The 12770-nt window shown below is 28.7% G+C and carries 9 protein-coding genes and 3 pseudogenes; 5 read left to right on the forward strand and 7 right to left on the reverse strand.

The window, feature by feature from the left end; all coding sequences use genetic code 11:
- Positions 1–96: 96 nt before the first annotated feature.
- Positions 97–2370 carry a cation:proton antiporter gene (locus LJY17_RS13415; RefSeq protein WP_264544325.1) on the forward strand — a complete coding sequence of 758 codons (2274 nt, stop codon included), beginning with the start codon at positions 97–99 and terminating at the stop codon, positions 2368–2370.
- Here the strand turns inward: LJY17_RS13415 and LJY17_RS13420 are convergent.
- The 6 genes and pseudogenes from LJY17_RS13420 to LJY17_RS13445 all read right to left on the reverse strand — a co-directional run bounded on the left by LJY17_RS13420 (position 2353) and on the right by LJY17_RS13445 (position 9157).
- Positions 2353–4674, reverse strand: a complete 2322-nt coding sequence (locus tag LJY17_RS13420; protein WP_264544326.1) for a DUF5686 family protein — start codon at positions 4672–4674, stop codon at positions 2353–2355. The two genes, LJY17_RS13415 and LJY17_RS13420, sit on opposite strands and share 18 nt — an antisense overlap.
- Positions 4675–4713: 39 nt before the next feature.
- On the reverse strand, positions 4714–5577 hold the full coding sequence (locus LJY17_RS13425) for a hypothetical protein (RefSeq protein WP_264544327.1): 864 nt from the start codon (positions 5575–5577) through the stop codon (positions 4714–4716).
- Positions 5578–5585: 8 nt separating this feature from the next.
- Entirely contained in the window at positions 5586–6827 is a 1242-nt protein-coding gene (locus tag LJY17_RS13430; RefSeq protein ID WP_264544328.1) for an MDR family MFS transporter, read from the reverse strand.
- A 65-nt stretch (positions 6828–6892) separates the two neighbouring features.
- Positions 6893–7969: an exopolyphosphatase gene (locus LJY17_RS13435; RefSeq protein WP_264544329.1), complete on the reverse strand. Its 1077-nt coding sequence runs from the start codon at positions 7967–7969 to the stop codon at positions 6893–6895.
- A gap of 134 nt (positions 7970–8103) precedes the next feature.
- Positions 8104–8659: pseudogene (frr, locus tag LJY17_RS13440) on the reverse strand (ribosome recycling factor).
- A gap of 55 nt (positions 8660–8714) precedes the next feature.
- Positions 8715–9157, reverse strand: a pseudogene (locus LJY17_RS13445) (hypothetical protein).
- An 83-nt stretch (positions 9158–9240) separates the two neighbouring features.
- Between LJY17_RS13445 and LJY17_RS13450 the strand changes: the two are divergent.
- From LJY17_RS13450 to LJY17_RS13460, 3 genes are read left to right on the forward strand one after another with little or no spacing between them, the layout of a single operon-like run.
- Positions 9241–10476: an MFS transporter gene (locus LJY17_RS13450; protein WP_264544330.1), complete on the forward strand. Its 1236-nt coding sequence runs from the start codon at positions 9241–9243 to the stop codon at positions 10474–10476.
- Between the two features lie 19 nt (positions 10477–10495).
- The gene (locus LJY17_RS13455) at positions 10496–11092 is read left to right on the forward strand and encodes a response regulator transcription factor (RefSeq protein WP_264544331.1); all 597 of its coding nucleotides are present in this window, start codon (positions 10496–10498) and stop codon (positions 11090–11092) included.
- A gap of 20 nt (positions 11093–11112) precedes the next feature.
- Positions 11113–11619: a GNAT family N-acetyltransferase gene (locus LJY17_RS13460; RefSeq protein WP_264544332.1), complete on the forward strand. Its 507-nt coding sequence runs from the start codon at positions 11113–11115 to the stop codon at positions 11617–11619.
- A gap of 27 nt (positions 11620–11646) precedes the next feature.
- On the opposite strand, the gene LJY17_RS13465 is transcribed toward LJY17_RS13460, so the two are convergent.
- Positions 11647–12021, reverse strand: coding sequence for a hypothetical protein (locus tag LJY17_RS13465; RefSeq protein ID WP_264544333.1), 375 nt, complete (start codon positions 12019–12021; stop codon positions 11647–11649).
- 180 nt (positions 12022–12201) lie between these two features.
- On the opposite strand from LJY17_RS13465, the pseudogene LJY17_RS13470 reads away from it, so the two are divergent.
- Positions 12202–12678, forward strand: a pseudogene (locus tag LJY17_RS13470) (IS982 family transposase); the annotation flags it as partial.
- Positions 12679–12770: the final 92 nt, after the last annotated feature.

Raw genomic sequence — 12770 nt, forward strand, 5'->3', positions numbered from 1 at the left:
AAGATGAGCTATTAAATTTGTGTGATTAATTAAATTATCGCTTTTATATCAGGGGTTATTTTACCATATTTGTCGATATATTTTACTTGAAAGACAATGAAAAAACTAAAAAACGCCATTTTTTATTTTACGATTACAGGAGGTTTTATTTCATTAATGTATTGGGTTGTTGGTCAAGGTAAAAGTCTAGAAATTGGTCGTAATGTTATTAGTCCAATTTCAAAACACACACAATGGGATCAATTTTTAGAAGGTTTATTTCATAATTTACAGCATCCATTAGCTATTTTATTGGCACAAATCATTACCATTATTGTTGTGGCTCGCTTTTTTGGTTGGATATTTAAGAAAATTGGTCAACCATCAGTAATTGGTGAAATAATCGCAGGTATTTTTCTTGGACCCTCTCTTTTGGGTATGTACTTCCCAGAGTTTTCACTTGTTTTATTTCCAAAAGAATCACTAGGTAATCTTCAGTTTTTAAGTCAAATAGGTCTTATTCTTTTCATGTTTGTCATTGGAATGGAATTAGATTTAAAAGTACTTAAAAACAAAGCCAATGAGGCTGTAGTTATTAGTCATGCAAGTATAGTGTTTCCTTTTGCATTAGGTATAAGTCTTGCCTATTTTATATACAATAAATTTGCTCCAGAAGGAGTTGAATTTTTATCTTTTAGCTTATTCATGGGAATTGCCATGAGTATAACTGCTTTTCCTGTCTTAGCCCGAATAGTTCAGGAAAGAGGAATGCATAAAACACGCTTAGGGTCAATAGTAATTACATGTGCTGCGGCCGATGATATTACAGCTTGGTGCTTGCTTGCAGCTGTAATCGCTATTGTAAAGGCGGGCTCTTTTGTGAGTTCTTTATATGTTATTGGTCTGGCATTACTTTATGTTTTAACAATGTTGTTTTTAGTAAAACCATTTTTAAAACGTGTAGGAGATTTGTATTCAAATAACGGAAACCTCAGTAAACCAGTTGTTGCCATCTTTTTTCTAACATTAATAATTTCGTCTTATGCTACTGAAGTAATAGGTATCCATGCTTTATTTGGCGCTTTTATGATGGGTGCAATTATGCCTGATATTTCTAAATTCAGAAATATATTTATAGAAAAAGTAGAAGATGTTTCGGTTTTACTTTTACTTCCTCTGTTTTTTGTATTTACAGGATTAAGAACTCAAATAGGACTTATTAATGATCCTTATTTATTGAAAGTCACAGGATTTATAATTTTGGTAGCTGTTGTTGGAAAATTTGTTGGAAGCGCAATTGCTGCAAAATTCGTTGGACAAAACTGGAAAGAGAGTTTAACGATTGGGGCATTAATGAATACTAGAGGATTAATGGAGCTTGTGGTTTTAAATATAGGTTTTGATTTAGGTGTTCTTACTTCAGAAGTTTTTACTATGATGGTAATCATGGCTCTGGTTACAACGTTTATGACAGGACCTGCTCTAGATTTAATAAATCATATGTTTAAGTCGAAAGAAGAAGTTTCAGTTCTTGAAGAAGCCAAAACAGTAAATAAATTTAAAATACTTATCTCATTTGGTAATTTAGAGAAAGGGAAGTCGCTACTTAGATTAGCCAATAACCTTACAAAAAAGCAAAAAGATACTTCGTCTATTACCGCAATGCATTTAACGGTTAGTGACGAAATGCACGGTTTTAACATTGAAGAATACGAAAAGGAAACCTTTACACCCATATTAGAGCAATCTAAAGACATGGGGCAGGAGATAAGTACTATTTTTAAAGCTACTGTCGATATTGAAAATGACATTGCCGATATTGCTTCGCAGGGTGATTATGACTTATTGCTCGTTGGACTTGGGAAATCGATTTTTGAAGGAACCTTATTAGGAAAAGTTCTTGGCTTTACTACGAGAATTATTAATCCGGATAGATTGTTAGACAAGATTACTGGAAAAGAAGGGTTGTTTGAAAATTCGATTTTTGATGAAAGAACACGTCAGATAATTGCTAAAAATAAACTACCAATTGGGATTTTAATTGATAACGAATTTCAAAACACAGATAAGATTTTTGTGCCAATTTTTAGTGTTGAAGATGTTTTTTTATCTGATTATATTCATCGCTTTGTTTTTAATAATAATTCAGATGTAAGTATCGTTGATATAAAAGAACAAATTGAAAGTAACTTTTTATTAAAATCTACAATACATTCTTTGGAACAAAACTTTCCCCAAAACATTTCATTAATTGGTGAAAAATCTCTTGAAAGTAATTTTTTGACTAAGCAAGATTTGATGATAATAAGTTTAGAAAGTTGGAAAAAACTAGTCGATTCGCAAAGAGAATGGCTTTCTTTTGTTCCTTCTGTTTTAATTATTAAAACCTAAGTTAATTTGAATACTTAGTTTTATTGCAATATTGTCTTCAAATTGAGGTAAATGGTTAGCTCCATATCTATATGTCGCTGTGAAACCTATGCCTCTGTAAATTTGATTGAGTTCAAAACCAGATTCTAAAAATCCTTTATCAAGAGTTTTAAAATAGAAATTCTTGTGCTGTTCTTTGTTGTCTAATGTTCCTACACCATAGCGACTAACTAATGAAAAAACAGGATTTATTCTTTTTGAAATTTCCAGTTTCGGAAATTGATGTTCTAACTGGAAAAATACATGCTTGTTGGAAAAGAATTCATTATAAAACATAGTCTCAAAACTATCTCTTCCTGCAAAAGTTATTCTTTGAAGAATTTTACTTTTATTAAGATTATTTGGTGAATGATTGTATAGATGCGTTATTGGGACATCTCCATAAGCATAACCTGTTTCAGCTAAAAAAGAAATCTTATGATTTGAATTGAATTTTTTCTGATAATCAAACCTGAATTCAAATTTTCCAAAATCAAAGTAATTGTTCCAAATCCCATTTAGAGATTGTGAGAATTGGAATGTAAACTTAGGGTATCTTTTTTCTATTTCTATTCTTCCACTTGGGGTTTGCATGAATTTACTAAACGGATTCCATTGTACTGAAGTAGTAAATAGTGTTGCATAAAAATCATCATATAAGATGCCTTTGTTTTCAAATGAATAATCAAACTTAGGTTCAATAAAGCTATGAGTTACTTGGAAAATACTTTGTGTTTTAGGAATTATTTTGGTTTCTAAAAATGCTTTCCAGGTTTCGTGGTTATAAAATGTACTAATGTTAAACGGTCTTGGATCATAAATTTTAAAAACACGTTTGTCGATTTCGAAATTTGTGTTAGCTATTTCATTCAAATCATCTTTGTAGGAAATGCCAAACCAAGTTTCGGTTTGTTTACCAAATCTGTAAGCATTCGATAAGAATATTTTAAAGAAGCCATCTTTTGTTCCATAGGCTCCATATCCTTCAATTTTGTAATTTTTAGATAGTTTTTCGTTTGTAACACCACCAATTCCAACTCTAAATCCTTCATAATTATTATAACGAATAAGGTATCTTAAATCCACATCAAAAAAATCAATTGGATAGTATCCGTTAATTACTTTACGGCCAATTTTTATTTTATTTTCCCACCTTCTTTTTTCAACCAAACTATCTAGTGAAACATATGTAGGATTACTTCTTACATCGGTCGAATCATTAAAATATGTATACCATAAGTTGTCTTTTTTTGTAATTGCTTTTTCGTTTATTTCGATTGCAATTTCTTTTTGTTTGAGATTAGTAATCTGATTAAAACGTGGTTCAAAATACGTGGTATACGATTTGATTTCGATAAAATCGGAAGCATATTTTTTATTCTCTGGATTGAATTTAGGATTCGTTCCTTCAAAGGTTATGGTTTCACCCAAAATTTTTATTGGTGATTTGCTATTGCCTTTTTTGATAGTAAGGCTATTTTTTTTAGGAATCCAGTTGTTTAAATCTCTATTAAAATCAAATTCATGTAATGAATATACTTTGAGAATTCCTGATACTTTAAGTTCAAGTTTTACAATGCTAAGTTTTTCGGCATCTAAAAATAAAACCCCATAAAGTTTGTTTTTTTTGCTTTCTGTTTTTGGTTCAAATGTGACTTTGTAAACTTTTCTGTTTTCTAGAATTAATGAGTCTTTTAAATTGTAATTATATTTTGTAAATCCTCTTTTAGAAATTGGGCTAAAATATTCTTTTTCAACTAAATATATTTTTTCGTCATAAGCTGATTGAGGTTGTAATTGAAGTGCAAAATATTCGTATATGGGCTCTTTAAAACCAGCCATTCTAGTAGCGAGAATAATCTCTTTATTTTGACCGTTAAGGGTTTTGATTTTTGAAATTTTCTCTGTTTGATATAAATGCTGTTTTGAAATTACTTTTTTGAAAGTTTGGTCTGAAGAATCAATTTCTTTGAGGATTTTTTTGCCTTTTTTTATAACAAAAATGGTGTCGACATGACCTTTTATGTCTTCAGGATTTGCAGTGATTATTAATTTGTTGTAGGTAGTTGATTCAAAATTCCTTGTTTCGTTTGTCTTTTTAAGATCAATCGTTTTTTTGATTATTTCTTCAGCAGAATATTTATTTATTTGAGCTCTTGTTTTGATTGTCAAACCAAAAGAAAGTAGAATTACTGCAAAAAAAATCTTCTTTATAACCATCCAAAAAAATATAAACCAATAAAATGGTATGACAAATATAGATGTATTCCATAAAAAAATCTGCATAAAGCAGATTTTAGTGGTTTTTGGTTAGTGTTAAGTGTATTATTCTAATTCAAATGAAGAATTCAATATTAGTTTAGATTTGTCAAACACATTAATAAAAAATGAACCTGATTCTAAATCGCTGGTAGGAACTTCAATAGTGACTGGAGTTGTTTTTCCGTCATATTTTATTTCTTTTGATGAACTATAGGCTAATGATTTAGCACCAAATTTCTTTTCTTTTTTTGTTCCTACAATATTATTTTTATTATCTATAATTTGAACAAAAAACTCTTTTGTTGTTGGCTTTGTAAATTCATTTTCGGCAATTTCGAATGAAACTGTGATTAAATCTGTTTTGCTTGCTTTTTTAGTTTCTATTTGTTTTCCTGAACTACGAGTTTTAAAAAAATTAGTCTTAAAATCGTAAAAATAAAGTTTAGAAGCTGTGGAGATTTTCTTGGTTAACTTTTTATGCGCACTTATCAAGGTGTCATTTTTTGTTTTTTCTTTCTTAAGAGCAATGTTTGTACTGTCAATTTTTCTTTTATAAAGAGTAACTTCATTTAATAAATCTCCAATTCGATTGTCAATATCTGTAACGTTTTTTTTGTAATCAGCGATGTTGGTTGCGCTAAGATTTTTTTTCTTTTTTAATTCGGAAATCAACTTTCTGATTCGTAATTCTTCTGATGCTACTTTTTTTGATAAAGAGCTATTACTTGTCATTGTTTGTGCTAATAGCTTTTGAGATTTTTCTAAATCTTTTAAAACATTATGTTTTTCCTCTCTAAGTGAAACAATAATATCTTTTGATCTATCTGACATTTTGTAGATATAGTACATACTTCCAAGAAGCGTTGTTGCAAGAAGAATAATTACAGTTTTTAAATTATTATTTACTTTTTGAGTATTTTTTTGCATTGATAGTATTACTGTATTTTGATGTTGTTTTCTGTTTTAATGTTCTTGTCTAAGATATAATATAAGCTAATTCCTATTAAGCCAACAATTGCCATTAATAACCAGTTTGAAAAGTAGTTAAAATTTTCGATAACTGAAAAACCAATTTTAGGACTTGTGATTTGCGCGATACTAAAACTCATTGTATATAATGCCATATATTTTCCTTCATGTCCTTTAATTGCTCTGTTGAATGCAAAGGTGTTAGAAAAAGAGAATAATAATATTTGACCAATAGTTATTAAAAAAATACTTAAGGCCATTATGGTTATTGATTTTGAAATTAATAAGCAAAAGAAACCTAGTGTCATAAAGACAGAACCTAATAGGATTATTTTGGTGTCTTCATACTTTTTGGTTTCTAAAAACCCAATTAGAGGCATCTCAAAAAGAAAAATTATTATTCCGTTTAGAGAAAGTAGTAATCCTATTTCAACTTCATTGAGCTTTAATTTTTCTGTATTGTAAAGCGGTATTGTAGTAAATAATTGGAAAAACAAAAATGCTGTAATAAAGCTTGCGAATAAAAAGAGAATGAAATTTTTGTCAAACATATTGCTTTTTTCAACAATAGCTGCTTCAATTCTTTGTTTTCTTAATATAGTTTTTCTGGCTTTATATATTTTACTCTCGTCAATTAATAACATGAAAACTGTGATCGCAATTATGCAAGTTAAGCCATCTATCCAAAACAACAAGTCATAGTTGTCTTTTTGGATTAGTACACCAGCAATAATTGGCCCTGAAACAATCCCTAGATTTACTGCAAGCCTAATAAGTGTTAAGGCTCTAGTTCTGTTTTCATTGTTAGTAAAGTTAGAAACTGCTACATACATTGCTGGTTTGTACATGTCAGCAATTGCGGTTATCAAGAATAATCCAACACATAACTCGACAAAATCATATAAAAACATCAAAGCTATTATACCAAAGCCTGTTAAGAAAAGACTTGATAACATTATGGTGAAATAACCAATTTTGTCTGTTAATTTTCCGCCAAGCCATGAGCCAGTTAAGGAGCCTACTCCAATACAAACCATCATCCAACCTATCTCGTTGAACGAGAAGAAGAATTCTTCATGTAAATATTTTGTCAAGAAAGGCATCACCATTGCGCCTGTCCTGTTTATGTAAGTTATAAGCGTTAACACCCATATTTCACGAGAAAATCCTTTGAAATTTTTAATATAGGAGGTTAAATAACGCTGCATTAGTTTTGGTGCTTGCAATCATTAAAAAATAGAACTCTAATTTTCTTTGATTATTAAAAATATGCTTAGTAGATTTTCTTCACCTTTTTAGATCGGTCAGCAACATAAGAAACTAACCAAGCTATTTGTCCTTCTTTAGCAAAATATAATTTCTTGTTATTTATGTTAGGGATTGCTTCCAAACAGACTAGTAAAATATTGCTACCTGAGATTAGGTATTTTTGAGAATATGTTTTTAGAACTTTTTCAACTTCTTTATCCGTTTTTGCTTGTTCTTCAAATTTTTTGAAATTGTTTTTGAGTATAGCATCATAGTTGATTACATCTTCAAGTTTAAATTCGTTGAATGTTTCTTTAGCTGCTCCACTATATAAAGTGTAAAAAGCCCAAACAGCTCCACCAGACATGTAAACTTTTTCTTTCTCAAGTGCAGTAGGTTTTGAGCCATACATTGCTGCAACTTGCTCGCGAAGAGTTGGTAAGAAACCAAAAGATTTGATGTTGAATTCGTTTATTTCATCATTTCTGGTTTTTTTAAGGACTGCTTCCGTTAGTGTAATTGTTCCATAATTTAAACTCAATGGAAAAAACACAAAGTTTTCACTATTAAAAACATCAACATAACCACCTTTTGTATTACCACCTCCAATGTCTAAAACCATAGAGTCTTTATAGTCAACAGGGGGAATGCAACCTTTTAAAAGCATTTTGCCTTCCATTTGAGCATCTATAAATTCCATTTCTTTACCTGTTGTTGCTTTCACTTTGTCAATAAGTGCCTTGGTGTTTTTTGCCATAGCCACACCTGATGATCCTACAATGAAAATATTAGCATCAATCACTCCAATTTCATTTTTTATCTTTTTGTAATTGTTTGCAACTACGTTTGTTGCTTTGTCAATATCTTCTTGTGCTAAGTTTCCATCAATTGAAATTCCTTTGGCTAAGGCAACATTTTCTGTCCAATAAGATTTGATGTTAAAACCACCTTTTTTGATATTATAAACATCAATAACAGACATTTTTATTCCTTTGCTTCCAATTTCAATTCCTGCAAAAATGTTTTCATTTTCTTGAGAAAAAAGTAAAGACTGTGTAAAAATAAGTAGGATTAGTGTAAAGTGTAATTTTAGACTTTTCATTAGGTCTCGTTTTTGGGTTACTTAATTTGCTGGGATTTCAAAAATATTAAAATTTTGTTAATAATAAAGTTAAAATTATACTAAAGAAAAAATCCGCCAAATTGCGGATTTTATATTTAGATATAGTCAAATTGCTAAACTTTCATTATTTCAGCTTCTTTGATAGCTAAATGGTCATCAATTTTTTTGATGTATGCATCTGTTAATTTTTGAACATTTTCTTCAGCTGTTTTGCAAATATCTTCAGCTGTTCCATCTTTATCTAATTTTTTGATGTCTGTATTTGTGTCTTTACGCGCATTACGAATACCTATTTTTGCATCTTCGGCTTCAGATTTGGCTTGTTTTACTAAATCTTTACGACGTTCCTCAGTTAATGGTGGTACAGAAATAATAATGTTGCACCATTGTTCATTGGGTTAAAATCGATATTAGCAATCATGATTACTTTTTAATAGGTTGTAACATGTTTTTTTTTTTTTTCAAGGTGTCACCTTTATAGTTCTAGCATCGGGAACATTAATGTTGGCGACTTGTTTGTGAACCATAATAATCTACAAACACATCACCTAACATTTGTGGAGATGCTTTATCTGCACGAATATTTAAAAATTCTTTTTATAAGTGAGCAATAGAACCTTCCATAGATTCTTTAGTGCTGTCTAGTATAAAATTAATTTCTTCAGTCATTTTTAGCTTTCAGTTTTTGGTCTTAGTTTTCTGTTTAGATTACTTTGACTGTTTGTTATATATTAACTACTGTTCCTACGTTTTCTCCTTTACAAATTCTTAATAAATTACCTTCTTTGTTCATGTCAAACACAATGATTGTTAATTTATTTTCTTGACTCAAAGTAAATGCTGTTGTGTTCATTACATTTAATCCTTTTTAATCCTTTTGCTAATACATCATTAAAAGAAATGTAATCAAATTTTACTGTATCTGGATTTTTCTCTGGATAGGTATCACCTCTTGAGACTGCGGCAGTATCAACTGTAAAATAAGGATTTCTTGTTCCATTTCCGAATATTTCCGCCACCAATTACAATTGCAATTTCTACTCATGAATCATGAATTTGTTTAATTTCTTCGGCATATCCGCCTAATCTTTTAGGGTCAATACCATATTGACAATCTCCCATGAGTGCTTCGCTACTTAATTTTAAGAGTATTCTTTTGTATTTCATAGTTTAATGGGGGTTTTAGTAAAAAAAAATCAATTTTTTATTACTATGTTTGCACGCAATTTTTTTGCATTAAAATTATACAAATGAGCAAATTATTAGATAGCTATAAAGGATTGCCAAGAGAGGTTTGGATGTTTGCATTAATGACTATAATTAATAGGATAGGAGCAATGGTAGTTCCTTTTTTATCTAAATATCTTAGGGAAGATTTAAAATTCGAATATTTGGAGATTGGTACAATTATGCTTTGTTTCGGTTTAGGATCCATAATTGGTACTATTTTAAGTGGCAGATTAACAAATAATTTTAGTACTTATAAAATAATGGTTTTTAGCATGTTTACAAGTGGTTTAATCTTGTTGTTTATGCGTTTTATAAAAGATTTTTATTTGTTGTGTTTTGTTGTGTTTTTGTATAATGTAATAGCTGATATGTTTAGACCAGCTATGACTGCTACAATAAAGGATTATGTAAAAAAGAAAAATAGAGTAAATGCTTTTTCTTTAGTTAGAACAGCTTCGAATTTAGCATTTGTTATTTCACCAGTAATAGCAGGATTTGTTATTTTGACTTTTGGCTATAAATATCTGTTTTTTATTGATGGACTATCTTCAATAATTGCAATATTGGTTTTTGTTTTATTTGTAAAAGAGAAAAAAGATTTATATAAAATTAAATTTACAAATTACAAGGAAGAAGAGTTTGCGTTTCTAAAGGATAAACTTTTGTTACTTCATTGTTTAGTTACTATAATTACAGGTTTCGTCTTCTTTCAATTTTTTACAGTTTTGCCTATTTTTTACACAGATTTTCTGAAGTTAAGTTCTGAATATAACTCGTATAGTCTAATTTTTTATGGAATTTTATTATTTGGTTTTGAACTTCAGGTAGTACATTTTATAAAGAAAAAAAGTATCCACCCGCTGAATTCTATTCTTCAAGGCTTAGTTTTTTTGGCAATTGGGAATTTGTTCTTAAGTTTTGCTTCAAATTATTCATTTGTTATAGGTGCTTTGATTTTTATTTCTTTAGGAGTTATGTTAAGCTTTCCTTTTGCTCCTGATTTTGTTTTGGAACGCGCTTTTAAGAAACAAGAAGGTAAGTTTTTATCTTTTTTTCAAATGAGTTATTCTGTTGCACACATTCTTAGTGCAAAAGTGAGTATGTTTATAATTGCGAGTTATGGCTTTAAATGGAACTTTGTAAATAATATTTTTGTCTCATTGTTTGGGGTGTTAATTTCTTACTTCCTAATTAGAAGAGTTATAGAAGAAAGAAAATCAAAGGAAAAAGATATTGTAAAATCAATTTTTGGTTAATTTAGAAAGGCTTAAAATTATGATAAATTGTCTAATAGCAGATGATCATTGGATTGTTAGAAAGGGTTTAGTGTTCGCTATTGAACAAGGTTTTGATAATTTTATTTTTGACGAAGCTTCAACTGTAGACGAAGTTTTGGAGAAATTAAGAATAAATAAATATGATATTATTTTTCTTGATTTTTTTTCCCCTGATTTAAATGTTTCTACTCAAATAGAAAATATCAGAAAACTTGCAGGAGATTCAAAAATTGTAATTTTCACTTCAGATCTTAATTATGTAGATTTTTTTACGGTTAAAGATTTTGTACAAGGAATTTTATCTAAACAATCTAGTGATAACAGGATAAAGGGAGCGATTAAATTTGTTCTTAATAATTATAAAAATTTTTTTTTGGGTTTAAATCAAGAAATGTTTCAAAAAATAAATACTCTTTCGGATAGAGAACTTGAAGTTGCAATATTGTTTTCTAAAGGAATGGGTAATAAGGAAATTGTTTGGAAATTAGCTATTAAAGAAACTACTGTTTCAACTATACGAAAAAGAATTTTTGATAAATTGGATATTTCGAATAATGTTGAGTTAGCAAATTATTTTTGGAGAAGTGTTTTGTAACATTCTAAATTAATAAAAATTTGGATACTAAAATTGTAGAATTGCAAAAAGAGTCTTTTCATAAGATAGAAGGGATTTTGCTAAAATCAGGATTGATTTTTAATGAATTTATAGGTGGAACTGCTGATTCTATTGCTGCACTTAAACATAAATTTGAACGAAATAAAGTTAAGATTTTTGTAAAATTAAAAGGAGAAGAAATAGTGAGCTTTTCTGTCTTACTATTTCAAAAAGGTATGAAGTCTAAGTTGCATTATGATGTAACTTTGGCTTATTTGTATGTTAATCCGGATTACAGAGGAAAGTATTTTGGAGAGAAGATGTTAAATTTTGTGATTGATTTTTGTGTTCAAACAAAAGCTGAGGAACTTAGTTTATATACTTCTGACGATAATACATCGGCTATTAATCTTTATAAGAAATTAGGTTTTTTTGAAAGTAAGTATCTCGCAAATTACGTATCCTTTAAAATTAATTTAATTGATTATAGATTTAAGAATTTAAACCAAAAAAAAAGCCACCAATGAAGGTGGCTTTTTGTTAAAAGTAATTTTTTACATTTTGGTTTTAATATCTTTTTTATACTTGTTAAGTAAAGCTTTTGTCATACCCAAATTAGCTTTTGTAGAATCAACTGCTAAGTAAATGAAATACTCGTTGTTTTCAGAAACATCGATAATGTGAATTTGAGTTTTAAGGTTAATCATGATATCTTCTATTGTTTCATTTAAACCTAATGCGTTAATTGCGTTTAATTTTGCCTTTACTACCTCTAGGTTGAAAGCCGAAGCTAATTCAGGGTCAAAGTTGGGATCTGCAGATAATGTGTAATAAGAAATACCACTCTTAATTTCGGCTACTGCTACTGCGATAAAACCAGGAACATTTTTCTTTAAATCTTCCCCAAATTGTTTTAAAAAGTCTGACATTGTGATTTTGTATTTTTAAATGTTAAAAAATTTTTTAAGCAAGTAAATGTATATTTAATAGTTGAGTTGCTTTTTTTTTAAAGAGTAGAATTTTTTCTACATAACCCAATATGTATTTATTCTAAATAGATAATTATGTTTTTTTTTTGATGTAAAATTTAAAATTTATAAGAAATAATTGAAACTGTTTCTTTTAAAGGATTTTGTGCTTCACATTTTTCTTTGGCTATAAACTTCATGGTGTTTGTTTAATAAATATATTTTATTTGTTAGGTATTAGAAAAGCAGAAGTTTACGGTGTTTGTTTTTTAAAATAAATAAATCGGCAAATATTTGATTGTGTGTTGCTTGGCTGTAGAGACTGTTTATCTGAATACATTCAATTGGATTTGTTTCAAACAGTTAATATTAAAGTAAAAAGACTAAAAAGAATGAATCAAAAATTATAAGCCACACCCTTATATCTTTAGAAAATCTAGAAAAAGAATTGACGCAAAATTTCCAAAGACTACTGAATTAGAAATAATTTTGTTAAAACTTTTAATGGTTTAAAAAACAAGAATTTTGGGTAAAACAACAGTATTAACTTTGGTTAAATATATCAATAAATTTATCTTTGAAATACCAATAAATAATATTAAAAATAAAGTGATTTAATTACGTCTAACAGGTTAATTTAGACTTTTCATTAGGTCTCGTTTTTGGGTTACTTAATTTGCTGGGATTTCAAAAATATTAAAATTTTGTTA

Source organism: Flavobacterium hankyongi (assembly GCF_036840915.1).
Taxonomy (GTDB): domain Bacteria; phylum Bacteroidota; class Bacteroidia; order Flavobacteriales; family Flavobacteriaceae; genus Flavobacterium; species Flavobacterium hankyongi.

Coding starts and splice junctions, on each gene's coding strand:
- LJY17_RS13420 (WP_264544326.1), bottom strand. CDS start 4,674: ATGCAGATTTTTTTATGGAATACATCTATATTTGTCATACCATTTTAT.
- LJY17_RS13455 (WP_264544331.1), top strand. CDS start 10,496: ATGATAAATTGTCTAATAGCAGATGATCATTGGATTGTTAGAAAGGGT.
- LJY17_RS13450 (WP_264544330.1), top strand. CDS start 9,241: ATGAGCAAATTATTAGATAGCTATAAAGGATTGCCAAGAGAGGTTTGG.
- LJY17_RS13430 (WP_264544328.1), bottom strand. CDS start 6,827: ATGCAGCGTTATTTAACCTCCTATATTAAAAATTTCAAAGGATTTTCT.
- LJY17_RS13425 (WP_264544327.1), bottom strand. CDS start 5,577: ATGCAAAAAAATACTCAAAAAGTAAATAATAATTTAAAAACTGTAATT.
- LJY17_RS13465 (WP_264544333.1), bottom strand. CDS start 12,021: ATGTCAGACTTTTTAAAACAATTTGGGGAAGATTTAAAGAAAAATGTT.
- LJY17_RS13415 (WP_264544325.1), top strand. CDS start 97: ATGAAAAAACTAAAAAACGCCATTTTTTATTTTACGATTACAGGAGGT.
- LJY17_RS13435 (WP_264544329.1), bottom strand. CDS start 7,969: ATGAAAAGTCTAAAATTACACTTTACACTAATCCTACTTATTTTTACA.